Source organism: Flavobacterium sp. HJ-32-4 (assembly GCF_022532105.1).
Taxonomy (GTDB): domain Bacteria; phylum Bacteroidota; class Bacteroidia; order Flavobacteriales; family Flavobacteriaceae; genus Flavobacterium.
Map to the genome: position 1 here is coordinate 3,489,624 of NZ_CP092832.1, position 24,061 is coordinate 3,513,684.

Below are 24,061 nucleotides of genomic sequence, written 5' to 3' on the forward strand. Positions count from 1 at the left end.
CTTTGCTGTTAGAGCATCCCATGTCGCCACAGTACCCCCTAACGGATACAAGATAACCGAATATGCCATTTTATCTCCCGAATACACCCTGCCTTAGACCGCTTTCGGACAAGGTCTGTAAAACACGAGGCGTGATGGAAACGAGCATGTAGATTTGCGCCAAAAAAAAATGGATTCACTATCAATTACCCAAAACCGATACCTGAATGTCCGTTTACTTTTGCCGCTGGCCATGGCATTCGTATCATGGGTTGCATTTCCTCAAAGCCCGATGAGCCGCATCTGGCTCAACATGTCGCATGAAGAAAATCCAGGTAACCAAATCCTGGTTGGATATACCGATATGGCGACGTTGGAAGTCGACCCCGGTTTTGACTCGGCACTGGCACCCGCGGGAGATTGCCTTTCGTCGCTTATCGGTTCTGAACACTACGTTATACAGGCCCGACCGGCTTTCGAAGCATCAGATGTAGTTCCGCTCGCACTGCATGCCGAATCATCCGGAACGTTTACAATCTGGCTGGATCATGCCGATGGCGTTTTTGAACAAGGCCAGGCGATTTATCTTTACGATGGTTTGGAAAATAAGTGCTCCGAGTTATCGGCCGCTTCCTATGTATTTACATCCGAATCGGGCGACTTCGACAACCGTTTCCAATTGCTTTACCAGACGTCAACATTAGGTTTGGCGACCTCGTCACAAGATACTGTATCCGTTTACGACGAGTCAGGTGTTTTGACGGTACATACCGGATCCGAAACAGCATCATGTATCCAGGTATTTGACTTGCAGGGCCGGGAAATTGCCCAATTGAAAACGCCTGCTACGTTAACGGCGTCACTGCCATTTGTATCAGCGCAACGCGAAGTGAGGCTTGTGCGTATTGTATACCCTTCGGGTCGGGTATTGGTCCGTAAAATACGGTTTTAAGACAAAGTACGTTTTCCAGAAAACCGCGTGAATCCGCAGTTCATGCGCGTTGAAGGCGGACGTACCTGTTTATTATGCATTTGGTTAATATTTTAGAGAAGATACGCTCGTCATAGGACGGGCGTTTCTGCTCTGCTCTAGTAGAAAAAATCAGCGATTAAGTCCCGTAAACGATTGGTAGTGGCGACCGAGCGGCACCATACACTTGACATCGTGATCGTTTACATACCATTCCAGGCAATATCCGTCCGGATCGACTTCGTGCTGCGCGCGCAGCATTTCGAAAGCGCGGTCAATCGCGTCGGGTTGTGAGGTATAATCCGAAATATAGAAGCTATTGTAGGGACCATTTTGAATGGTAAACGCACTGAGCCCCTGTTGTTCCATTTCGCCATCCAGTACGTTCGCGGCGGCTTTATACGTACCACCGTCGCGTCCTGGCCAAAACAGCCCATAAAAATGTCGCCTTTCGTTAGGCGGCAGGAGTGACTTCAACGTCTGCATGGCATCGGCGGCACCCCGGCGTCCGTCAACTGCCGTCACACAAAAAACCGGAACGTCTTCCTGGAAGGTAAAGCTGTCCATATTGGGAGATTTTCTCAAATTTACGAAAAAAACAGCTGGCTTACAATGCCAATTCGATCCAAACAGGGGCGTGATCACTGGTTTTTTCCCATCCCCGCACCTCTCGGTCAACTCCGCCTGCCTTCAGGTGGTCTTTGAGTTGGGGACTGAGCAGGAAATGGTCGATACGCAGACCGGCGTTGCGCTGGAAAGCGCTGCGGAAGTAGTCCCAAAACGTGTACATCGTCTCATTTGGGTAAAGGGTTCGAAGTGCGTCGGTCCACCCCTGCTGCACTAACGACTGGAACGCCGCCCGGGTTTCCGGACGAAAAAGGGCATCGTCTACCCAACGTTCCGGCTTATACACATCTTTTTCGGTTGGCATGACGTTGAAATCACCCGCCAAAAGCACGGGGGTGTCGTGTGATAACAGTACGGCAGCCCGCTCCTGCAAACGTCGAAACCAATCAAGCTTATAGTCAAACTTGGGGCCCGGCGCCGGATTGCCATTCGGCAAATACAAGCAGGCAATAACGAGCGGACCCGCAAGTACTTCCAGATAACGACTTTGTTCATCATCGGGATTACCGGGAAGCACACGGGTGATTTCCTGAATACGGATGTCATTCCTGGCTAAAATGGCGACTCCGTTCCAGCTTTTCTGTCCGTGCCAGATAGCCTGGTAGCCTGCGTCCGAAAACGCCGCCAGCGGAAACTTCTCCTGTGGCGCTTTAAGTTCCTGGAGGCACACGATATCCGGCTGCGCGAACTCCAGCCATTTCAAAACGACAGGAAGGCGCCCGTTCACACCATTGACATTGTAGGTGGCAATCTTCATAGCTACGTTTTCTCTAAGATAGTCAAAAAGGGCGAGATACATCCCTTGGCGCAGAACGTTATAAAAATATACAAACAGGCCTAAAATTAAATAAAATCAAACTTTACCGTTGTTTTTGTTATAAAATGACGTTTCTGCTTTTTTTGCTTTGTCATGTCGCCGATTTCTGCCATTTTGCACCAAACCCCAACTACCCCATGAAAAAAAACCTCAGCAGCGGCGAGAGCCTCTGCCGTCTGGTGGCTGCCGCTGCCTGTTTTTATGTATTGTACTTCTTCGAATTTGACTGGAAAATGGCCATCACGGGCGCCATCGGGCTCTTTTTTTTCATCACAGGAATTTGGCGCGTTTGCCCGGTATATTCCCTCTTTCACATTTCTACCAGGCGTCCGCCTGAAAAGCGATAACTCCAAACCACTGGTTGTTAATTCGATACCGACGTCCATGGGACGGCGTCGGGCTACTTATCCTCTCAGGTTAGCCCTTTACGAATCCTATTCGTACTAAAGCAGCAACGTAATTTGTACGTAAGAACCCACGTAATTCTACGTGTTTTTTGAAGAGTCTAACTATCGCCTCTTAATTTTGATATTTTTACCACACTGAATCTAAAACAAAACAACAAACCTCATGGAAAAAACAAACCCCAACGTAATTCCGCTCAAACAAGCACAGGATTGGGCGGCAAATTGGCAAAAAGACAACACACTTAAAGCCTTTCTGATTCAAAAAGACAATATTGACTCCATTTTGGCTGCAGGGGGAAATGTGGCTAATTTTAGAGGTTATCTAGGGCTGGACGATGCGGGAGATCCCGTTTTTATGTTGGTCGGTGTGGATGCCAGCGGAAACGATATAATCAATGAAGAAGATGGGTATTATGTTTACGATTTTAATGATCCATGCCCACGTACGTGTAGCCCCGGTAGTCCACTCATAATGAAGTAATGGCACACCTTCTTTCCTACATAGGTGACTTTCTTCTTCTGGTCAATTTGATACTGTCACTGTCGATACGACCAAAGAATCGCACCATTATCTTCTTTATCGTATACCAGTTCTGCATTTTTTTGGTTCAGACGGCCGGTACGACACTCAGCACCTTGGGGGAGCGTAATCTGTTTCTGTCCCACTACTATTTCGTGGGACAGTTTTTACTACTAAGCCTCTTTTATTACAGTCTTTTGAATACGTCACAGAGGCGCATCCTATTACTCGCTCAACCTGCCGTACTTATACCGCTGGCAATTCAATACACAGTGGATCCCGAAGTCTATTGGAAATTCAATCATTTAGAGATTCTGTTAACGGCCTTTCCGATTATTGCCTTTGCTGCCTTTCATTTCTACAATCAACTAGATGGTCCGAAACAATTTCACCTGATTAATCTGTCGATAATGATGTACCTTTTCGGCAGTACCGTGCTTTTTCTAGCCGGTAATACGGTGAATCTGATGGTAAATAATCGTGCACGGATTTGTTGGGATCTTAACTCTATCCTTTATATTTTATTTCAACTATGTGTGTTACATGAATTGCGTGTTACGTACTTAAAAAGACCCCTGTCACAGCATGAAGCAGGTCACTGAAAATGACTTAATTCTGGGAATCATTTACATCTCTCTCGCCTTCTTAATGATGGGAGGGATTGTCGTAACCTTTTTCTACTTCTCCAAAAAGAAAATACTTCAAAAAGAGCTCGAAAAACGTGACCTCCGCATCTCGCACCAGAAGGAACTCCTGCGGTCCATCATCCTCACGCAGGAGGAGGAACGGGCGCGTATTGCGCAGGACCTGCACGACGACATCAGCTCTAAACTGAATATCGTGTCGCTGAACGGACACCTGCTGAAGGAAAAAAGCCTGCCACCGGACGAAGCCGACCGTATACGGGAAGCTATTGTCGAACTCACGGGAAAAGCATTGGAGAATTCACGGCGTATTGCTCATGACCTACTGCCTCCCGTACTCGAGAAATTCGGCCTCGTGGCGGGCATCGAAGAATTGGTGCAGGAGTTCGAAGCGTCGAAGCGCGTTACGACCAGCTTTACCCAGCACCTTTCGCATGAGCCGGAAGACGAACGCACCAGCCTGCAGGTATTTCGCATCCTACAGGAATTGATGAACAACTCGTTGCGTCATGGAAAATCGACACATATCAGCATCAATCTATCGGAAGAAAACGGACGCTACAGCTGCCACTACACCGATAACGGATCGGGGATGGACGCACAGACACTGAAAAATGCCCGCGGCCTCGGCCTGCGAAATATCGAGAACAGAATTGAAATCCTCGAAGGAACCTTTAACATCGACAGCCAGCCGGGCAAGGGTGTCCGGGTTCACTTTACCTTTTGACTGTAACCATGGAACAACAACCGCATACGCACATCCGCATCGCCCTTGCCGACGATGAAATGCTGTTCCGCAAGGGCATCGCTTTCCTATTGGGACGTGAAAGTGATATTGAAATCGTGCTTGAAGCCTCCGACGGACAGGAACTCGTCGATTACCTTAAGGAAAGCCATGAACATCCGGATATTGTGCTCATGGACCTTAAAATGCCGTCACTGAACGGCGTGGAAACCACCAAAATCCTGAACCGGAACTTCCCGAATATCCGCATCATTGCCCTTACCAGCTATAACACCAAGCCTTTCATCGCCAATATGATTCAGGTAGGCGCCGTCTCGTATATCGTAAAAAATGCGAGTCCGGACGAGATGATCCATACCATCCGGCAGGTGGCCGAAAAAGGGTTCTACTATAACGAAGAGGTTATGCAGATCATCCGGTCGGGCGACCTGCGGAAAACACCGAAAAGCCTGCTCGACAATACGTTTCTCACCCAGCGGGAACTGGAGATACTGGAGGGCATCTGCCAACAGAAAAACTCGGCGGAAATCAGCGCAGAATTGTACCTCAGCCAGCGCACCGTCGAAGGGCATCGCACCAACCTCCTGGTCAAAACCGGGTCGCGCAACATCGCTGGCCTGGTGGTCTTTGCAATCCAAAACCGTTTGGTGAACATCGGCGGACTCGACTGATTCCTATTTCAGCAGTTTGTTGGTAAAAAGGTAATCGGCAGTTTGGTACCAGGCGATCGTCTCCTCAAGAAACGACGGCTCTGGCTGTAACGGCAGCAAACGATCCTGTTTCCGATCCCAACGGTAAAACGCCTTTTTCTTCTGGTCGCTCAAAATCATGATCCGGTCGCCTTTCATCAGTGCCAACTTCCGGTAGGTACCGACGAACGAACGCTCCTCAAACGCAGCATCTCGTACATCCTTACCATAAAAATCCGATTCATACGACCAGCCCAGGAGTCCGAAGAAGGTTGGGAATAAGTCGATTTGGGAACACTGCTCCGCGATCTTTCCATTCTGTTCTGCCGGAAGATTCACAATCAGCGCCGGGATGTGGTAATTCTTCACATCGATCTCGTCTTTGCCCGCGCTGCTGGCGCAGTGGTCGGCTACGATGACAAATACCGTGTTTTGGAACCAGGGCTTTTTGCGCGCCGCCGCGAAAAGTTCGCGCAACGCAAAGTCGGTGTACTTGACGGCCCCGTCACGACTGGTGCCAGACGGAATATCGATCTTTCCTGACGGATACGTATACGGCCGGTGATTCGACGTGGTCATGATAAAGTTAAAGAACGGCTCTTTTCGGGCATAGTGGGCATCGGCGACAGATAGCATCTTGCGGTAAATATCCTCATCGCATATCCCCCAGGCATTCTCGAAGGTCACCTCACCATCCGTAATGTTGTGACGGGTTGTCTTGATGGCATCGCTCAACACACTTCCGCGTCCACGGTCGTAAATCGTAAACCCGTTACCGCCGTAGAACGCATTCATGTTATCGAAATACCCATCACCGCCGTAAAAGAAATTGCGGACGTAACCGCGTTTTTCGAACACGCTTCCCACCGTATACAGTCCGCCGTTCTCCGGACGCTTTACGATACTTTGTCCGGGTGTCGGTGGAATACACAGTGTAACGGCTTCCATGCCCCGTACCGTCCGGGTTCCTGTAGCGTACATATTCGAGAAAAACACGCTTTTTTGGGCCAGGCTGTCGAGGAAAGGTGTAATATGTTTTTCGTTTCCGAATTCCTGCAGGAAACTGCCCGACAGACTCTCGACGAGAATGAATACCACATTTTTGGGAGCTCCCGTACCTGTATCCAGCGAATTGGAAATCTTGCGGTGGATGGAAAAACCATCTGAAGAATACACACTCGTTTCCTGCTGCAATTTCGAGCGCACCAACTGGAACGCCTTTTTATTGTCGATGGAAGTATAGAACTCCGTATACTTCATTTGGTTGTTGCGGAACGCTGAAAAGAAAGAATACACGCCGGTTTTCGACAGTTCGGAATTATAGCGGTTCGGCGACCATTCGGCATCCGTGTTGCGCAACCAGACGGTGCAGAGAAACACCACCAGGCCATAACCCAAAGCGAGGGCCAGGCTTCGGTTCCAACGTGCTTTTGACCGGAAAGCCGTAGTAAAGGCTGCGTTGCGCCAGAACAGGAATAGGAAAAGCACCGTAAGTGCCACCACCGCCCCGACGAGCAGCGGCAGCGGATACGATTCCTGGATGTTGGCTACGACCTCATGGGTATAGATCAGGTAATCAACCGCAATGAAGTTGAACCGACTCCGGAATTCCTCCCAGAACGTGAATTCGGCAAAGAAGGCAAATACGAGAATAAACACGGCCAGGCTGGTAAAAAACCAGACCATAACCCGGTCGAACAGACTGCCCACCCATCGATTCGGGAAAAAACAGAAGTATAACGTCGGCAGGAGCCCGGCGTAGAAAGCGGTCGCTACGTCGAAAAGAAGTCCGGTTCCCAGGGTGCGGAGTATATCAAGTGGCGCCCACGAAACGTCCGCCGATTGCCATATAAGCAGTGCGATGCGAACCACGGAAGACGTGACGACGAACCACGTGAGAAAGTGAGCCAGGACGGCGAATCGCCCGGACCTGCGAAGGAATTGAAACATGGATAGTGTGGTTGGTTATAGTTGGTGTAAAAATACGTAATTTCCTTAAAGGTAAGACTGGTGGGGCGACGTCAAAAAAAAAAACGCAACCCGGTGAGGATTGCGTTAGAAGTGCCCAAGACTGGACTCGAACCAGCACACCCGAAGGCGCTGCGACCTGAACACAGTGCGTCTACCAATTTCGCCACTTGGGCATTCAGGACGACAAAAGTAGTCCTTTTTCGGTAATTCCAAAACGGTTTCCGCGTTTTTTAGTATAAAAAACGTCGAGTCTGAGACTGCGACTGCGACTACTATCATACTTTCCCACTTCCCGAACTTTTTCTACCTTCGCCCCCATGGCAAAACACATCATCGTCATCATCGGCGGACCTGGCAGCGGAAAAACGACCCTGATCGATGCCCTTGCGGCAAAAGGCTTCCGGTGCTATCCTGAAATTTCAAGGGAAGTGACCCTGGAAGCGCGTAAGAACGGCATCGAACAACTGTTTCTGGAAAACCCTTTGCTGTTCAGCGAACTCTTGCTGGAAGGACGCCGCAAACAATTCCTCGATGCCCAGGAAGACGAGGCGGACGTGGTTTTCATCGACCGCGGCCTGCCCGACGTGTTGGCCTATATGCACTACATCGGCGATTCCTATCCACCTCATTTTGACGAAACCTGTCGGATCCATACCTACACCCACATTTTCATGCTGCCACCGTGGGAAGCCATTTATGTGTCGGACGATGCACGCTACGAAAGCTATGAACAGGCCGTCAAGATACACGAGCACCTGATCGAAACCTACGGAAAATACGGTTATGAGATGTTTGAGGTACCGCGCGATACGGTAGAGAACCGCGTGAACTTTATCCTCGAGAAACTGGCGTAAACCTACTTTTTCCGCGCATACTTATTGTCTTTCCAAGGGTTAGTGCCGGCCGCACTCTGCGCAATGAGTTGTTCGAGCCGTTTGCGCTGTGTCGCTTCCTGTTTGGCACTCATCACCCAATGTATTGATGTCCGCCGGTAGGACGGTGCCAGGTTTTCGAAGTAGGCCCATGCCTCGGGATGCTTCCGGAAGACGGCTTCAAATGGAGCCGGAAAAGCGGCTTTTTCCTTTTCATATGAATAGACGCCTTTTTTGTCGGCCTTGGCGGAATCGAACGCGGCGAGTCCGGCGGGAGTCATTTTCCCCGCTTCCGTAAGGGCCGCTACCTTTTTGATATTGACATTACTCCAACTGCTGCCGGGTTTGCGGGGTGTAAACCGAATTTGGTAGCGGTCGGCGTCAATCGTTTGCCGGACGCCGTCGATCCAGCCGAAACACAGCGCTTCGTCGACTGATTCCGACCAGGTCATGCCCGCTTTTCCGGTGCTAACTTTATAATATCCTACCAGCAATTCGGCGGCTGTTTCGTGGTGCTGGACCAACCATTCACGGAATTTACTGGGAGAGGAAAAGAATACCGCGTCCATGACTTTTTTCGTAAAGATACGCCCTCTGAAAAGAGAAAAGCAAGGGGAAATTACGGGATAGCCTGGGTCGCCAATCGATAGGGTTGGTCCCATCGGGCCTGCAATCGCTCGAGCTCCCGAAGGTTCGCGTCGGATGGGAGATTCTTTTTCCATCGTGTGATCTGTCGATCGAGCGTCGTCCGGTCCCTTCGCAGGAAAGCACAGGTTCCTTTCGCAAACCGATACCACGCCGCACCGTCAGCGTCTCCGAACCACTTTTGGAATACGGAATAGGTGCTTCTCAGGTAGCGAAGGGCTTTTTTGTTCTCACCCGCGAAAGCATACAGTTGTCCGGCGTGCCAGCGAAGCGATTGTCGGTTGTCAGGATGCCCATCAGCAAGAAAATCCTCAATACGTTGCGCGGCCTCCACATAATGGCCTTTCGTGGCAAGCACCCGCCAGCAGCAGGTATCGCTGTCGAACGCACGCTGCGGGTACGTAACCTGCGCGTATGCCGTAGTAACTAAGAAAAAAAGGAAGATAAAGGATCGTTTCCTGAAAAGGAAAAACGGAATTATTCCGCGGTACCGCATTAGTGCCGGAAGGAAGACGCCAGTGTCGAATGTGCCTCTGGGTGCGCAATCATTGACAACAACAACAGGGCGAAGGCACCAAACGCAAGGATAATTGCCAACCATAGCACACCTCTGTGCTTCCGGATGTAGTGCTCAAGAACTTCTTCCTTTACGCGGATATCGGGCTTCAGATGGGTTTTCATAGCGCGGAGCGTTGTTTGTCTCTCTATAACGGTATAGAACAGGTAAAATTGTCTTTACCCTACCGTAACATAGTAGTTTTATGAGACCGAGGCAATTAACGGCGCTACGGAGCAGCCAAAACGGCGCGTTAGCCCCCGTCAGCGCTGGAGTAGCGACCCTCACAGGCTTCCAAACCGATTGCTTTTCCTATTTTTACCTCATGACCGCCCTCGACGCTTTACGCAGCTACTGGAAACACGATGCCTTTCGACCTTTGCAGGAAACGATCATCGAATCGGTGCTGGCAGGGCGTGACACTGTGGCGCTACTGCCTACCGGTGGCGGTAAGTCCATCTGCTTCCAAATCCCGACATTGGTCAAAGGCGGTGTATGCCTGGTCGTATCCCCGCTCATCGCACTTATGAAAGACCAGGTGGCCCAACTCGCTGCGCGTGGCATCAAGGCATTGGCCCTTACCGGTTCCTTATCGACAGACGACATCAGCGACCTGCTCGATAACGTCAAATTTGGCGACTATCGTTTTCTGTATCTCTCACCTGAACGATTGCAGATCGACTGGATTGTAACACGGCTGACTGAGTTACCCATCAACCTTATCGCAGTTGACGAAGCCCACTGTGTCTCGCAATGGGGACACGACTTCCGGCCAGCGTATCTGAAGGTGGGTGACTTACGAAAACAGTTTCCGGGCATTCCGCTGATCGCATTGACGGCTACGGCCACCCCGCGCGTGCGGACCGACATCATACAACTGTTGTCGTTAGGGGAACCGTCGGTTTTCGAAGGCTCTTTTGAACGTCCGAACATCGGTTATCATGTCGTCGCCACAGAAGATAAAATAGGACGTGCCGTTGCGATCCTCGAGCGGCAGCAGGGTTCGGCCATCGTGTATGTACGGAACCGGAAAGCCTGCCATGAAGTGGCCGACCAGTTACAGGCATATGGAATTGCTTCGACGCATTACCATGGTGGACTCCCCTTCCGGGAGAAGAACCGCCACATGGAAGAATGGATGACGGGCCGGAAACGGTGTATCGTCGCCACCAATGCCTTCGGAATGGGTATTGACAAACCCGATGTGCGCACCGTCCTTCACCTGGAATTACCCGAAAACCTCGAAAACTATTATCAGGAGGCAGGTCGTGCCGGACGTGACGGTGCGAGCGCTGCGGCCATTATCCTAGTGGCGCCTGCCGATGTTGACCATGCACGGGGCCGTTTTTTAGGATCGCTTCCCTCGAAAACCTTTCTTCTGGAAGTTTATAAAAAACTCTGTAACCACTTACAGATTGCGTATGGAGAAGGCCCAGGCGAGGTCTACCCGTTGAGCCTGCACCGTTTTTGTGTGCACTATGGCTTCCCTGTGATTAAAACCTACAACGCGCTGCAGTTCCTGGATCGGTCGGGTGTGGTAGCGCTTTCGCAGGACGGCATCGAGAAAGTGACACTGCGGTTCACGGCCGAGTCAAAAGAAATCATCCGCTACGCCAGTCTGCATCCGGCGGATGAACCCGTCGTCAGTTTGCTGCTGCGCACCTATCCGGGCATCTGGGAAATCGAAACCGCACTCAATCTTCCCTTCCTCGCCCGAAAAACCGGTAAAGACGAAGCGGAACTGTTGCAGGTGCTGGAGCGTCTCGCCGCACGTGAACTGGCCGATCTAAGGCGCAACGACAGTGATGCCGCCGTTTCCTTCCTTGAAATACGCGAAGACGAACACACCATCAGCCGGGTATCCCGCCATCTGGAAAGCCAGAATACCGTGAAAACCCAGCAGTTTGAAGCGGTTGCCGCTTACGTAACCTCCGACGGCATTTGCCTTTCGCGCAAACTGTTGACGTATTTTGGAACGCCAGGTGAAGATTGCGGCCGCTGTTCGACCTGCCTGGCGCGAAAAGCCACACGACCGGTAACGGCCGCCGACCAGCTACGCCGCCTATTGGCAAACGGATCGTACTCGTCGGGTGAACTCGAAAAAGCCACCGGATTACCGCCGGATGCCCTTATCTTTGCGCTCCGGACGCTGCTGGAGAACGAAGAGATCGTGCTTACGTCCGATAACCGATATAAATGGAATGGATAATCTTCGTATAGTCTTTATGGGAACGCCCGAATTCGCAACGGGCATCCTCGACGCCATCCGACAGGCGGGATATGAGGTCGTGGCAGTCGTTACGGCCCCGGATAGGCCCGCAGGTCGCGGACAAAAACTGCATTTTTCCCACGTAAAAGAATACGCCCTTGAACATGGGCTACCCGTGTTGCAACCCCTGAACCTGAAAGACGAGGCTTTCCGTGAGGAGCTCGCTGCTTTTCAGGCTGACATACAAGTGGTAGTGGCCTTCCGGATGCTGCCGAAAGCAATTTGGGCATTGCCTCCGAAAGGGACCTTCAACCTGCATGCTTCGCTGCTGCCCGATTACCGTGGTGCCGCACCGATCAACTGGGCGCTGATCAACGGGGAAACCGCTACTGGTGTTACGACCTTCTTCATCGATGAGAAAATCGACACCGGCGCGATTATACTGAGTAAAGAAACGACCATCACCCACGAGGATAATGCGGGGACCCTGCACGACCGTTTGATGGCCTTGGGAAAAGATGCGGTGGTGGAAACCCTGCGACGCGTGACCGACGGAAGCGTTACCACTACTCCCCAACCGATGGATGACACGGGAAAAAATGCGCCCAAGCTGACCAAAGAAAATACGCGAATTGACTGGCAAATGTCAGGCGAGGCCATCCGTAACCTGATACGGGGCCTGTCGCCCTATCCGGCAGCCTGGACACTGTTTACGGATGCAGGCCAGGAATGGAACGTCAAAATATATGAAGCGGAATTCGAGGCCGGGGCATGCGATCACCGTCCGGGCACCCTTGTGACAACGAAGAAAGACCTCCGCATTGCCGTTACCGACGGCTACCTGCGTATCCTGTCGTTGCAGTTTCCGGGTAAGAAAAAAATGACCGTTTCCGAACTCCTGAACGGCATCCGGTTCTCCGAAGAGGCATTTGCGCTGTAGGGCGCGCCGTTACTGGCCTTGCGGCATTTTGGAAAAATCAAGCCTGCTTATGAACAAATGCATTGAAGTTATTAACAAAAATGCGTCTGAACCCCGCCAGCCCTTGCCTGGTAAGGAATTCCTCTTAAATTTGTTTGTATAAGGAATGTTTAACCAACAATTAATACTATTATTATGAACAAATCAGAATTGATCGATGCAATCGCGGCTGACGCCGGAATTTCAAAAAATGCTGCTAAACTGGCTCTTGAGTCGTTCATCAACAACATCGGCGGCACACTGAAGAAAGGCGGACGTGTTTCCCTGGTAGGTTTTGGATCTTGGTCTGTATCAAGCCGTGCTGCAAGGGAAGGGCGTAACCCACAAACAGGTGCCAGCATCAAGATCGCTGCTAAGAAAGTAGTGAAGTTCAAAGCAGGTGCTGACCTCGAAGGAGCCATCAACTAATCGTTCTATTCGATACAACCTCAAGGCCTTCCCTTCATTGGGAAGGCTTTTTTTGTTAACGCTGTAGGAATAGGCATTCTTTTTATGAAAATAATTTTATACTTTTAAGAAAAATTCCGTGTCTCATGACTTTGGAAAAGCTACGAAAAGGACAATTACTCATTGCGGAACCGTCGAGTACTTTGGGCGATGCGTCGTTCAACCGCTCGGTAATCCTGCTGGCTGACCATACCCGTGAGGGCTCGGTAGGCTTCATCATCAACAAGCCGCTTCGGTATACGCTGAGCGACCTGATACCGGAGCTGAACGCCAAATTCAAGATTTACAATGGAGGCCCGGTAGAGCAAGACAATCTCTATTTCATCCATAACGTACCGGATTTGATTCCGGAGAGTATCGAGATTTCCAACGGTATTTATTGGGGAGGCGATTTCGAATTTGCCCGCGACCGGATCAACCGGGGCGAAATCGGGAAAGACAACATCCGCTTTTTCCTGGGGTATACCGGATGGAGCGCCCACCAGTTGGAAGAAGAGATGCAATCGCACTCGTGGATACTCGCCGATAACATCTACGAGAAGAAAATCCTCGGACGTCCTACCACCCATTTCTGGAAAGAGAAAATACTGGAATTAGGCGGTGAGTATCTCATCTGGTCGAATGCACCCGAAAATCCCATCCTGAACTGATCAGGCCAGGCGCAACTGGGCATTTAACTGCACCAGCAAGCGCCGCGCAAAGGCATCCCCAAACGCTTTTTTCCGATAGGATGTAATCGGGCGTATACCCATAATCACGTTCGTAAGGAACAACTCATCCGCTTTTTGAAGATCGAAAGGAGAAATCGGTTCTTCCACCACCTCAATACCTTCCATTTTTCGCGCCAGGGCCATTACCTGCTGTCGCATCACGCCGTTCAGGCAGCCTTCTGATACCGGCGGTGTTGCCAATCGGTTGCCGGTCAGCATAAACACATTGCCCTGCACCGCTTCTGCCACATTACGCGCATCGTTCAGCAACAGGCAGTTCGCATAGCCGTTCTCTTCGGCGAAAACCGCCGCTGTGACGTTGAGCATCCGGTTGGTCGATTTGATAGAAGACAGCAATTGCCGCGGAATCAGGTAATCTTTGTAGAGCTCTACCTCATACGGCCCTTCCTCCCATCCAAATACCGGATCGATGGCCGTCGCTTCCATTAGCCACGACACCGTGTTGTCGGTTGGTCGGTAAAACCCGCCGCTATTCCGGAACACCGTAATACGGACGCGGGCCGCCGCCTGGTAGCCCAATGTCGTTACCAATTCGGCAATCGCCGCGGAAAAGAACTCCATCGTGAAGGTCATCGGAATTTCCATCCGGCAAATGCGCATGGCGGCCATCAAACGGAAATAATGGTCTTCGAGAAACAGCGGTTTGGCGTCGTTCACCCGCAGTGTTTCAAAAACCCCGTCACCGAAGAGGAAGCCGCGGTTACGGGCCAAAGGAATGGAAGCGTCGGGAACGAGTTCCCCGTTGAAGTGCAGCATAAAAAAAGCCCTGAAGGATCAGGGCAAATATACGTCTAAATGAAGCGTCCCACAATCAAACGGATCCGATCACGTGTTTAAGATCCGACACCTGGTTTTCCCACAATTGGGCCGCTTCGTCGAGTTCTGACTCGGGTGCGTAGTCGACCACCATCAGCGATACGTCTTTCGTGATCTCATCCTCAAGGATGCGAAGCTCGAAAAAGTAGTCGGTATCATGGTCGTTCTGGTCAATCCAGCGGAACTTGATTTTCTCGCCCGTTTTGCGTGAGGCTACGCGTGCACGTTCTTCTGTGTCCTCCCATATGAAGGTAAAGATCTCGCCACGGGCGTTTACATTATCGGCGAACCACTCAGATAAACCAGAGGGTGTGGAAATATACTGATAGAGCAGCTGAGGCGAGGAATTGATAGGGAATTCAAGTTCGTATTTTACTTTTACTTCCATGCGGATTGGGGATTGAAAGTCGAAATATATACAATTAAAATTAATTGTTTGGCACCCGATACAAATAAAAATTTAGAGGCCGTTCTTGCCACATCTGAATTTAGTCCTATATTTGCACCCGCGTTCCGAAACGGACGCCGAATCAGGCGAGGTAGCTCAGTCGGTTAGAGCGCAGGATTCATAACCCTGAGGTCACGGGTTCAACTCCCGTCCTCGCTACAAAAAAGTCGTCCAATGGACGGCTTTTTTTTTGGCCCTATCGCCAAAATGCATCTTTCTCCTCCTTTTCCGCTTCATTTTATAGGTGTTTTCTTAGCTCAAAAGCGTTTTTACACTACAAATCCGACAAAAAATGCGGTAAAAAGCGACTTTTATCGAAAAACACAAATTGTTGATTTATAATTATTTAAGGCATATCGCAATTCTAAAAAGTGTATTTCGTCGACAAAAAGCATCACTTTATCGATAAAAAATTTGGCTGGTAGTTTTTTCTTTTCTAAGTTTGACATGCCCCAAATCTTAAAAAAATGAAAAAAATTACGCTGGCAACATTGGTCCTGTTGCTCTTCTCGACTGGCGTGTGCTTTTCCCAGAAAACCTATTGGCGTTTTGACGGTACTGAAAAAACCGTTCGTGACAAGCCTAAACGAAAAACCGTTCCAAATGAATTCCGGGTGGTAACACTCGACTTCAATGCCATTAAGTCTGAACTGGCCCAAACGGCCGTCCGTGGCGCGAACGGATTACTGACAAAGACCGTATGGGTCGATTTCCCTATGGAAGACGGCACAACGGAAACGTTCAGCATGGAGAAAACCTACACCCTCGCCCCTGAACTCGAGGCGCTGTATCCGGATATTACCTCGTATTTCGGGGTGAGCCGAAAAAATCCGCTGAACAAAATCTATATCAGTTTGTCGCAGTTGGGCTTCGCCGGACTCGTTACGGGCGAAAAAACCATCTACATCGACACCTACGACTTCCTAAAAAACGACGGTCGCTATATCGTCTATGACCGGAACAAATGTACGCGTGCCGAAAAAGACGGCTTCGAGTGCCATGCAGATGTAGATGTCGTAGATATAGAATCGCTGCCGCCTTCCATGCAGTTCCGGAACTCTACCGACGGTATTTTCCGCACTTTTGACCTTGCCGTTGCCTGTACGTCTGAATATACCTATTACTACGGAAACACGGTAGCGAATGCCCTTGCCGCCATCAACACCACGATCACACGTGTAAACAGTGTGTATAAGCGTGACTTCGCCGTGGTCTTCCAGGTCGTAGCGTCTAACAACCGTCTTGTCTATCGCAATAATGTCAACATCGACACCACGCCTGATCCAGATCCGTATGACAACTACGACGGCAGCCAGATGCTGAGTGCCAATACCAGCAACATTACGGGTATTATCGGCGCCAGCGCGTATGACGTCGGACACGTATTCAGTACGGGTGGTGGTGGTATCGCCTCAACTGCTCCTTGTAATGCTACAAGTAAAGGTTCAGGCGTGACGGGCATCGTAACACCGCAATTCGATCCGTTCGACATCGACTATGTCTGCCACGAAATCGGTCACCAGTTCGGTGCCAGCCACACCCAAAACAATGCCTGTCAACGTGCAGCGGCCGCCGCTATGGAGCCTGGTAGTGGTTCGACCATTATGGGATACGCCGGAATTTGCGCACCGAACGTGCAAAACAACTCCGATGCCTATTTCCATGCCTACAGCATCCAGCAAATAACCGGCGGTATGTCAGGATATACGTGTGAGACCGAAACTGCCATCAACAATGCCGAGCCAACCGTATCTACGACGGCTACGTACACCATCCCAAAATCGACACCGTTCATCCTGACCGCAACAGGAAGTGATTCCAATGGCGACACCATCACCTATTGCTGGGAACAAATGAACAATGGTACGGGAACTGGAGAAGTTATGCCTCCTGCTTCGACCAACACCACACGGCCGGCTTTTCGTTCGTTTACACCCACAACAGACCCTACCCGCACCTTCCCGAACCTCAATGCCGTGATCGCGAACGTGACGCCGACATGGGAGGTGCTGCCAAGCGTGGCCCGTACGATGAACTTCCGCTGTACGGCGCGCGATAACAACTCATTGGGCGGGCAAACCAACCAGACCAATACCACCCTTACGGTAAGCGGCACCGCCGGACCTTTCGTCGTGACCGCTCCGAACACCAATGAAACCTGGTATGTGGGCGAAACCAAAGCCGTTACGTGGAGCGTCAACAGCACCAATACCCTGTCGGCAAATGTCAACATCAAACTATCGACAGACGGCGGTTATACCTACCCTATCACACTTGCATCCGGCGTGACCAACAACGGAACTGCCAATGTCACGGTTCCTAATAACATTGGTTCGAACAACCGCGTGAAAATCGAAGCGGCGAGCAACATCTTCTTTGATATCTCGAACACGAATTTCACGATCAAAGCCAACACGTTCGAACTTACGACCGCGCAGAACACCGTATCGGTTTGTTCCCCAACCAATGCGGCCTACAGCTTTACGTATACCCCGGCACCTACTTTCTCGTCTACGACTACGTTCACGGCAAGCGGACTTCCGGGCGGTGCTACTGCTGCTTTTTCGCCTACCACCCGCAACGCGACGGGTTCCGTAAGCCTGACGGTGGGTAACCTTACCGGCATCACACCAGGCACCTATAATTTCAACGTGATAGGAACCGCCGGAAGTAACGTGATCACGCTGCCGATGGTATTGCGTATTTTCGACTCTACTATCGGAGCTGTGACCCTTACCAGTCCGATCAACGGCGCGCCAAACCAGCAAACGTCCTGCCTATTGCAATGGAATGCGGTATCGACAGCGTCGTCTTATACCGTCCAAATTTCAACCGATCCGACCTTTGCCACGGTGACCGAAACCGCCACTATCACAGCTACGTCCTACCAAACCACGTCGCTGTCGGCCGGCACCATCAACTACTGGAGAGTGCGTCCGAACAACCCTTGCGTAAACGGCAACTTCTCTCCCAGCTTCGCCTTCCAGATCGCGAGCGACACCTGTAAGAGCTATGACCAGGAATATTTCGAATTCAACGACAACGTTTGGGACCTGAACTCGACCAATGCGGTGAGCGCCCGGGTTGACGTAGCGGATAACATCGTCATCAGTGAAGTCAGTTTCTACATGCGGGCCACGCATGCCGCCCTTGGTGATATCAAAATGCAGTTTAGCGGTCCTACCGGCATTTTCGCGGAAATCTACAACCGTGATTGTACCGGAGCGAATTTCGACGTCACCTGGGATGACGACGGAACCGTACTGACATGTGGTAACGTGACAGCCGCAACAAATGCCGGCTTGGAAGGCACACAGCAACCGAGCCAGCCGCTGTCAAAATTCGATGGCACCTCGTCACTCGGAACGTGGGTATTGCTCGCAACCGACCGTGGCGCCAACACATCCGGAGGTACCTTCAACGAATTCAGGGTAGACATCTGTGGAAAACTGCAGATCGTCAATAACATAACCGTGACGAATAGTTCCGTAAAAGCCCCGCTTGGATTGACTACGACCATCACCCAATCCAAGCTACTTGCCGCCCAGCCAGGTGCCACTACATCTGACTTGGTGTATGTATTGACCGACTTACCCGACAACGGAACATTGAAAAAAAGCAATGCATCCCTGTCACTGGGGCAAACATTCACGCAGGCCGATATCAATAGCGGTGCAGTGACCTATACGCACAATGGCGCCAATTCCAATCCGGATAGTTTTACCGTAATTGTAAAAGGCACCAGCATGGCGCTGTCAGAAGCCAAAACAACGGATATCGAGATCTGTTCATTTGCTACCAATCCGTCACAAACCAATGTACTTTGTTTCGGAGCGTCTACGGGCTCCGCTGCCGTGGCTCCTTCAGGCGGTGTAGCACCCTATACGTATCTGTGGTCGACAGGCGCTACTTCAGCTAGTGTCACCGGACTCGCAGCCGGATCTTACAGCGTGACCATTACAGACGCCAGCGGATGTGCCATGCCGCAAAGCTTTACACTCACACAACCTGCCGCGGCCCTGACAGTAACGTCTGCCGGACAGACCAACATCAACTGTTTCGGAAATGCCACTGGTGCTGCCTCGGTAACTGTAAGTGGTGGAACGACCAACTACTCCTACAACTGGACACCGGGCAACCCAACCGGTGACGGAACCGCTTCGGTAACCGGATTGACCGCCGGAACCTGGACGTGTACGGTGACCGATGCCAACGGTTGTACTGCTTCACAGAACTTCACCATCACACAACCTGCCGCGGCCCTGACAGTAACGTCTGCCGGACAGACCAATATCAACTGTTTCGGAAACGCTACCGGTGCTGCTTCGGTAAGCGTGAGCGGTGGAACGACCAACTACTCTTATAACTGGACGCCGGGCAACCCAACCGGTGACGGAACTGCTTCCGTAACCGGATTGACAGCCGGAACCTGGACGTGTACGGTAACCGATGCCAACGGATGTACCGCTTCACAGAACTTCACCATCACACAACCAGCCGCGGCCCTGACAGTAACGTCTGCCGGACAGACCAACATCAACTGTTTCGGAAACGCTACAGGTGCTGCTTCTGTAACGGTAAGTGGTGGAACGACCAACTACTCCTACAACTGGACACCAGGCAATCCAACCGGTGACGGAACTGCTTCCGTAACCGGGTTGACAGCCGGAACCTGGACGTGTACCGTGACCGATGCCAACGGATGTACTGCTTCACAGAACTTCACTATCACGCAACCTGCTGCTGCCCTGACAGTAACGTCTGCCGGACAGACCAATATCAACTGTTTCGGGAACGCCACCGGTGCTGCTTCTGTAACGGTAAGTGGCGGAACGACCAACTACTCCTACAACTGGACACCAGGCAACCCAACAGGTGACGGAACTGCTTCCGTAACCGGATTGACCGCCGGAACCTGGACGTGTACCGTGACCGATGCCAATGGATGTACTGCTTCACAAAACTTCACCATCACACAACCTGCTGCTGCCCTGACAGTAACGTCTGCCGGACAGACCAACATCAACTGTTTCGGAAACGCTACAGGTGCTGCATCGGTAACGGTAAGTGGCGGAACGACCAACTACTCCTACAACTGGACACCAGGTAACCCAACCGGTGACGGAACTGCTTCCGTAACCGGATTGACAGCCGGAACCTGGACATGTACCGTGACCGATGCAAACGGATGTACCGCTTCACAGAACTTCACTATCACGCAACCTGCTGCTGCCCTGACAGTAACGTCTGCCGGACAGACCAACATCAACTGTTTCGGAAACGCTACAGGTGCTGCTTCTGTAACGGTAAGTGGTGGAACGACCAACTACTCCTACAACTGGACACCGGGCAACCCAACAGGTGACGGAACTGCTTCGGTAACCGGATTGACAGCCGGAACCTGGACGTGTACGGTAACCGATGCCAATGGATGTACTGCTTCACAGAACTTCACTATCACACAACCTGCCGCAGCCCTGACAGTAACGCCTGCCGGACAGACCAACATCAACTGTTTCGGAAACGCTACCGGTGCTGCTTCTGTAACGGTAAGTGGTGGAACGACCAACTACTCCTACAACTGGACACCAGGCAATCCAACCGGCGACGGAACTGCTTCCGTAACCGGATTGACCGCCGGAACCTGGACGTGTACGGTGACCGACGCCAACGGATGTACCGCTTCACAGAACTTCACCATTACACAACCTGCCGCGGCCCTGACAGTAACGTCTGCCGGACAGACCAATATCAACTGTTTCGGAAACGCTACCGGTGCTGCTTCGGTAAGTGTGAGCGGTGGAACGACCAACTACTCCTACAACTGGACACCAGGTAACCCAACCGGTGACGGAACTGCTTCGGTAACCGGATTGACCGCCGGAACCTGGACGTGTACGGTGACAGATGCAAACGGATGTACTGCTTCACGTGTCTTCACTATCACACAACCTGCCGCAGCACTGACAGTAACGTCTGCCGGACAGACCAATATCAACTGTTTCGGAAATGCTACCGGTGCTGCTTCGGTAAGTGTGAGCGGTGGAACGACCAACTACTCTTATAACTGGACACCGGGCAACCCAACCGGTGACGGAACCGCTTCGGTAACCGGACTAACAGCCGGAACCTGGACGTGTACGGTGACCGATGCTAATGGATGTACTGCTTCACAGAACTTCACGATCACGCAACCTGCCGCGGCCCTGACAGTAACGTCTGCCGGACAGACCAATATCAACTGTTTCGGAAACGCTACCGGTGCTGCTTCCGTAAGTGTGAGCGGTGGAACGACCAACTACTCTTATAACTGGACACCAGGTAACCCAACCGGTGACGGAACCGCTTCTGTAACCGGATTGACAGCCGGAACCTGGACGTGTACGGTGACCGACGCCAACGGTTGTACTGCTTCACAGAACTTCACCATTACACAACCTGCCGCGGCCCTGACAGTAACGTCTGCCGGACAGACCAACATCAACTGTTTCGGAAATGCTACCGGTGCTGCTTCTGTAACGGTAAGCGGTGGAACGACCAACTACTCCTACAACTGGACACCAGGCAACCCAACCGGTGACGGAACCGCTTCTGTAACCGGACTAACAGCCGGAACCTGGACGTGTACCGTGACCGATGCAAACGGATGTACTGCTTCACGTGTCTTCACTATCACACAACCTTCCGCAGCCCTGACAGTAACGGCCGCTGGACAGACCAATATCAACTGTTTCGGAAATGCCACTGGTGCTGCTTCCGTAACTGTAAGCGGTGGAACGACCAACTACTCCTATAACTGGACACCGGGCAACCCAACCGGCGACGGAACCGCTTCGGTAACCGGATTGACAGCCGGAACCTGGACGTGTACGGTGACCGACGCCAACGGATGTACTGCTTCACAGAACTTCACCATTACACAACCCACTGCCGCTCTGTCCGCCACCATCAGCAGCACCAACGTGTCATGCTTCGGTGAAACCAACGGAAGCGCCACTGTGGTACCATCCGGCGGAGCAGGCGGATATCAATATAGCTGGTCTCCATCCGGCGGAACGGCTGCTACCGCTTCAGGGCTCGGTGCCGGCACTTACATCTGTACCATTACGGATGCCAACGGATGTTCTATCACCAAAACCGCTGACATAACGGCTCCGACAAGTACTACCTATACGTCCGGAGGCTGGAGTAACGGCTACCCAACAGCCGGTATGAAAGCGATCATCTCGGCCAATTACACCGCGTCCTCAGACCTTACCGCGTGTATACTTGAAGTAACCGATGCTGTGATTGTGACAGTACCTTCCGGTCTTGACTTTAACATTGCCAAGCAGGTAACCGTTGCTACGACCGCGCAGTTGATCTTCCAGAACAACTCGAACCTGTTGCAATCATCTGCTTATACCACGAATACAAACAGTGGAAAAATCGAAGTACGTCGGAATGCACAAATGTGGCGTCAGGATTATGTATACTGGAGCTCACCTGTTCAGCAGCAGAAACTGCGCAGTTTCTCACCTGAGACGCTCGAGAACCGTTTCTATGTTTTAGACGAACCAACCAACAGCTTCAAAGGTGTGTTTACGGCAGCTCCGGGCGGATTGGCGCAAGCACCGGCCACTTACGAATTTGTGCCTGCGAAAGGCTATATGGTGCGTGCCCCGAATACCTTCCCGAATCCGGGTTCGCTTCCACAGGTGCCGACGTTCACCGGGGTCTTTACCGGACTTCCAAATAACGGAAACGTGAACATTGCGGTGACTAAAAGTGCTTCCAACCTCGGGTATAACCTGATCGGAAACCCGTATCCATCTACAGTTGACGCGTATCAGTTCTTGTCACAAAATCCGGGGACCCTTTACTTCTGGACACACCACGACCAGAACAGTGCGAACAACAACTACGCCAGCTTTACGACGTTGGGAGGCTCAGCCGCCTATCCGGGTGGCGTAGTTCCAAATGGCTTCATTCAGGTGGGCCAGGGATTCCTTTACCACAACACCAATGGCATCGCCACTGCTAACTTTACGAACTCCATGCGCGCCGGCAACAATGACGGGCAGTTCTTCCGCACCTCAAATGGTATCCACCGACTTTGGCTGAACCTGTCGTATGAAGGACAGGGACAAAGCCAGATGCTCCTGGGGTATACAGATATGACGACCTACGGCGTAGACCCGGGCTTTGACGGCTTGCTTATTGATACGGGTAATTCGATTGCTACTTTGATTGACGACGTTCCGTATGTCATTCAGGCACGACCTGCTTTCGAAGTCACAGATCAGGTACCGATGCACATCACAGCGACAGTAGCCGGTAACTATACCATCTCTATTGCCGATATGGATGGTTTGTTCCAGGGTGACCAGCCGGTATTCATCAAGGATAACCTTACGGGTGTGATCCATGATATCAAACAGACGCCGTATACCTTCACAAGCGAAGTCGGTACATTCAACACGCGATTTGAAATTGTGTATCAGGACACCTCACTGGGCATCGATCAGCCGGTAGCGGAAACGTCAGCCGTAACCGTCTACAAAAACGACGGAATCCTGACGCTGGATGCCGGCAAAGATGCGATTTCCAAGGTTACAATCTTCGATGTCCGAGGACGTCAGTTGTACCAGAAAAAACCGGTAAATGCGTCTTCTGTTTCGCTGTCTGACTTTACCGCAGAACAACAGGTTTTACTTATCCAGGTGACTACCGATAAAGGGGTCATCACCAAAAAATACATTTACTGATAACTTCCTGAAATAAAGACTACTAAAACTTTAGCCCCAAACCATCGTTTTAGTAGTCTTTTTCATCTAAAAATTACCCGCAAAGGTATTTCATCGGTAATAAAACGCATTTTATCGATGATTTTGTTAACTTTTTCGTCCAAAAATTTTTTTATTCAGGATTAAAAATATAGTTTTACCCCGTTCATAGTGAACAGACATAATTTTTGAATATCTAAGCCCCAACGGATATGAAAAAAAAC

20 protein-coding genes and 2 tRNA genes are annotated in these 24,061 nt (G+C 51.1%); 13 read left to right on the plus strand and 9 right to left on the minus strand.

The annotated features are described in order from the left end of the window. Positions 1-169: 169 nt before the first annotated feature. A complete protein-coding gene (locus MKO97_RS14895; protein WP_241103994.1) occupies positions 170-931 on the plus strand; it encodes a hypothetical protein in 762 nt (253 codons plus the stop codon). Positions 932-1,081: 150 nt separating this feature from the next. Here MKO97_RS14895 and MKO97_RS14900 read toward each other — a convergent pair whose 3' ends face one another. Both MKO97_RS14900 and xth read right to left on the minus strand, forming a co-directional pair. Further along, positions 1,082-1,516 carry a hypothetical protein gene (locus MKO97_RS14900; protein ID WP_241103995.1) on the minus strand — a complete coding sequence of 145 codons (435 nt, stop codon included), beginning with the start codon at positions 1,514-1,516 and terminating at the stop codon, positions 1,082-1,084. A 40-nt stretch (positions 1,517-1,556) separates the two neighbouring features. Then, positions 1,557-2,333, minus strand: coding sequence for an exodeoxyribonuclease III (xth, locus tag MKO97_RS14905; RefSeq protein WP_241103996.1), 777 nt, complete (start codon positions 2,331-2,333; stop codon positions 1,557-1,559). A gap of 197 nt (positions 2,334-2,530) precedes the next feature. On the opposite strand from xth, the gene MKO97_RS15185 reads away from it, so the two are divergent. The 4 genes from MKO97_RS15185 (at position 2,531) to MKO97_RS14925 (ending at position 5,380) form a co-directional block, all read left to right on the plus strand. Then, positions 2,531-2,740 (plus strand): DUF2892 domain-containing protein, encoded by a 210-nt coding sequence (locus MKO97_RS15185; protein ID WP_371820406.1) that lies wholly within the window; start codon positions 2,531-2,533, stop codon positions 2,738-2,740. Positions 2,741-2,963: 223 nt separating this feature from the next. Further along, entirely contained in the window at positions 2,964-3,281 is a 318-nt protein-coding gene (locus MKO97_RS14915; protein ID WP_241103998.1) for a hypothetical protein, read from the plus strand. Positions 3,282-3,905: 624 nt separating this feature from the next. Next, a complete protein-coding gene (locus tag MKO97_RS14920; RefSeq protein ID WP_241103999.1) occupies positions 3,906-4,691 on the plus strand; it encodes a sensor histidine kinase in 786 nt (261 codons plus the stop codon). Positions 4,692-4,699: 8 nt separating this feature from the next. After that, positions 4,700-5,380: a response regulator transcription factor gene (locus tag MKO97_RS14925; protein WP_241104000.1), complete on the plus strand. Its 681-nt coding sequence runs from the start codon at positions 4,700-4,702 to the stop codon at positions 5,378-5,380. A gap of 3 nt (positions 5,381-5,383) precedes the next feature. Here MKO97_RS14925 and MKO97_RS14930 read toward each other — a convergent pair whose 3' ends face one another. Both MKO97_RS14930 and MKO97_RS14935 read right to left on the minus strand, forming a co-directional pair. Next, the gene (locus tag MKO97_RS14930) at positions 5,384-7,348 is read right to left on the minus strand and encodes an LTA synthase family protein (protein ID WP_241104001.1); all 1,965 of its coding nucleotides are present in this window, start codon (positions 7,346-7,348) and stop codon (positions 5,384-5,386) included. 112 nt (positions 7,349-7,460) lie between these two features. After that, positions 7,461-7,542, minus strand: a tRNA-Leu gene (locus MKO97_RS14935). A 144-nt stretch (positions 7,543-7,686) separates the two neighbouring features. Between MKO97_RS14935 and MKO97_RS14940 the strand changes: the two genes are divergently transcribed. After that, positions 7,687-8,223, plus strand: a complete 537-nt coding sequence (locus MKO97_RS14940) for an AAA family ATPase (protein WP_241104002.1) — start codon at positions 7,687-7,689, stop codon at positions 8,221-8,223. A gap of 2 nt (positions 8,224-8,225) precedes the next feature. Here MKO97_RS14940 and MKO97_RS14945 read toward each other — a convergent pair whose 3' ends face one another. From MKO97_RS14945 to MKO97_RS14955, 3 genes are read right to left on the minus strand one after another with little or no spacing between them, the layout of a single operon-like run. Beyond that, positions 8,226-8,810 (minus strand): YdeI family protein, encoded by a 585-nt coding sequence (locus tag MKO97_RS14945; protein ID WP_241104003.1) that lies wholly within the window; start codon positions 8,808-8,810, stop codon positions 8,226-8,228. Between the two features lie 50 nt (positions 8,811-8,860). After that, positions 8,861-9,382, minus strand: coding sequence for a hypothetical protein (locus MKO97_RS14950; RefSeq protein WP_241104004.1), 522 nt, complete (start codon positions 9,380-9,382; stop codon positions 8,861-8,863). Beyond that, positions 9,382-9,567, minus strand: coding sequence for a hypothetical protein (locus MKO97_RS14955; protein WP_241104005.1), 186 nt, complete (start codon positions 9,565-9,567; stop codon positions 9,382-9,384). The genes MKO97_RS14950 and MKO97_RS14955 overlap by 1 nt, the downstream gene beginning before the upstream one ends. 80 nt (positions 9,568-9,647) lie before the next feature. Here MKO97_RS14955 and MKO97_RS14960 point away from each other — a divergent pair, with 80 nt between their 5' ends. The 4 genes from MKO97_RS14960 (at position 9,648) to MKO97_RS14975 (ending at position 13,727) form a co-directional block, all read left to right on the plus strand. Continuing rightward, a complete protein-coding gene (locus MKO97_RS14960) occupies positions 9,648-11,651 on the plus strand; it encodes an ATP-dependent DNA helicase RecQ (protein ID WP_241104006.1) in 2,004 nt (667 codons plus the stop codon). Then, the gene (gene fmt, locus MKO97_RS14965) at positions 11,644-12,591 is read left to right on the plus strand and encodes a methionyl-tRNA formyltransferase (protein WP_241104007.1); all 948 of its coding nucleotides are present in this window, start codon (positions 11,644-11,646) and stop codon (positions 12,589-12,591) included. The genes MKO97_RS14960 and fmt overlap by 8 nt, the downstream gene beginning before the upstream one ends. Positions 12,592-12,765: 174 nt before the next feature. Beyond that, positions 12,766-13,038, plus strand: coding sequence for an HU family DNA-binding protein (locus MKO97_RS14970; RefSeq protein ID WP_241104008.1), 273 nt, complete (start codon positions 12,766-12,768; stop codon positions 13,036-13,038). 125 nt (positions 13,039-13,163) lie between these two features. Next, the gene (locus tag MKO97_RS14975; RefSeq protein ID WP_241104009.1) at positions 13,164-13,727 is read left to right on the plus strand and encodes a YqgE/AlgH family protein; all 564 of its coding nucleotides are present in this window, start codon (positions 13,164-13,166) and stop codon (positions 13,725-13,727) included. Here MKO97_RS14975 and MKO97_RS14980 read toward each other — a convergent pair whose 3' ends face one another. Together MKO97_RS14980 and MKO97_RS14985 are read right to left on the minus strand one after the other, a co-directional pair. Next, positions 13,728-14,564 (minus strand): aminotransferase class IV, encoded by an 837-nt coding sequence (locus tag MKO97_RS14980; RefSeq protein ID WP_241104010.1) that lies wholly within the window; start codon positions 14,562-14,564, stop codon positions 13,728-13,730. Positions 14,565-14,619: 55 nt separating this feature from the next. Continuing rightward, positions 14,620-15,012, minus strand: coding sequence for an START-like domain-containing protein (locus MKO97_RS14985; RefSeq protein WP_241104011.1), 393 nt, complete (start codon positions 15,010-15,012; stop codon positions 14,620-14,622). 145 nt (positions 15,013-15,157) lie between these two features. Between MKO97_RS14985 and MKO97_RS14990 the strand changes: the two genes are divergently transcribed. From MKO97_RS14990 to MKO97_RS15000, 3 genes are all read left to right on the plus strand, one after another. Then, positions 15,158-15,231 (plus strand) — tRNA-Met (locus MKO97_RS14990). Positions 15,232-15,246: 15 nt separating this feature from the next. Beyond that, a complete protein-coding gene (locus MKO97_RS14995; RefSeq protein WP_241104012.1) occupies positions 15,247-15,414 on the plus strand; it encodes a hypothetical protein in 168 nt (55 codons plus the stop codon). Positions 15,415-15,539: 125 nt separating this feature from the next. Then, positions 15,540-23,819, plus strand: coding sequence for a reprolysin-like metallopeptidase (locus MKO97_RS15000; RefSeq protein ID WP_241104013.1), 8,280 nt, complete (start codon positions 15,540-15,542; stop codon positions 23,817-23,819). Positions 23,820-24,061: the final 242 nt, after the last annotated feature.

What these genes read in the sequence shown, in the direction of transcription:
- MKO97_RS14895 (WP_241103994.1), top strand. Translation starts at nt 170, where the DNA reads ATGGATTCACTATCAATTACCCAAAACCGATACCTGAATGTCCGTTTA.
- MKO97_RS14900 (WP_241103995.1), bottom strand. Translation starts at nt 1,516, where the DNA reads ATGGACAGCTTTACCTTCCAGGAAGACGTTCCGGTTTTTTGTGTGACG.
- xth (WP_241103996.1), bottom strand. Translation starts at nt 2,333, where the DNA reads ATGAAGATTGCCACCTACAATGTCAATGGTGTGAACGGGCGCCTTCCT.
- MKO97_RS15185 (WP_371820406.1), top strand. Translation starts at nt 2,531, where the DNA reads ATGAAAAAAAACCTCAGCAGCGGCGAGAGCCTCTGCCGTCTGGTGGCT.
- MKO97_RS14915 (WP_241103998.1), top strand. Translation starts at nt 2,964, where the DNA reads ATGGAAAAAACAAACCCCAACGTAATTCCGCTCAAACAAGCACAGGAT.
- MKO97_RS14920 (WP_241103999.1), top strand. Translation starts at nt 3,906, where the DNA reads ATGAAGCAGGTCACTGAAAATGACTTAATTCTGGGAATCATTTACATC.
- MKO97_RS14925 (WP_241104000.1), top strand. Translation starts at nt 4,700, where the DNA reads ATGGAACAACAACCGCATACGCACATCCGCATCGCCCTTGCCGACGAT.
- MKO97_RS14930 (WP_241104001.1), bottom strand. Translation starts at nt 7,348, where the DNA reads ATGTTTCAATTCCTTCGCAGGTCCGGGCGATTCGCCGTCCTGGCTCAC.
- MKO97_RS14940 (WP_241104002.1), top strand. Translation starts at nt 7,687, where the DNA reads ATGGCAAAACACATCATCGTCATCATCGGCGGACCTGGCAGCGGAAAA.
- MKO97_RS14945 (WP_241104003.1), bottom strand. Translation starts at nt 8,810, where the DNA reads ATGGACGCGGTATTCTTTTCCTCTCCCAGTAAATTCCGTGAATGGTTG.
- MKO97_RS14950 (WP_241104004.1), bottom strand. Translation starts at nt 9,382, where the DNA reads ATGCGGTACCGCGGAATAATTCCGTTTTTCCTTTTCAGGAAACGATCC.
- MKO97_RS14955 (WP_241104005.1), bottom strand. Translation starts at nt 9,567, where the DNA reads ATGAAAACCCATCTGAAGCCCGATATCCGCGTAAAGGAAGAAGTTCTT.
- MKO97_RS14960 (WP_241104006.1), top strand. Translation starts at nt 9,648, where the DNA reads ATGAGACCGAGGCAATTAACGGCGCTACGGAGCAGCCAAAACGGCGCG.
- fmt (WP_241104007.1), top strand. Translation starts at nt 11,644, where the DNA reads ATGGATAATCTTCGTATAGTCTTTATGGGAACGCCCGAATTCGCAACG.
- MKO97_RS14970 (WP_241104008.1), top strand. Translation starts at nt 12,766, where the DNA reads ATGAACAAATCAGAATTGATCGATGCAATCGCGGCTGACGCCGGAATT.
- MKO97_RS14975 (WP_241104009.1), top strand. Translation starts at nt 13,164, where the DNA reads ATGACTTTGGAAAAGCTACGAAAAGGACAATTACTCATTGCGGAACCG.
- MKO97_RS14980 (WP_241104010.1), bottom strand. Translation starts at nt 14,564, where the DNA reads ATGCTGCACTTCAACGGGGAACTCGTTCCCGACGCTTCCATTCCTTTG.
- MKO97_RS14985 (WP_241104011.1), bottom strand. Translation starts at nt 15,012, where the DNA reads ATGGAAGTAAAAGTAAAATACGAACTTGAATTCCCTATCAATTCCTCG.
- MKO97_RS14995 (WP_241104012.1), top strand. Translation starts at nt 15,247, where the DNA reads ATGGACGGCTTTTTTTTTGGCCCTATCGCCAAAATGCATCTTTCTCCT.
- MKO97_RS15000 (WP_241104013.1), top strand. Translation starts at nt 15,540, where the DNA reads ATGAAAAAAATTACGCTGGCAACATTGGTCCTGTTGCTCTTCTCGACT.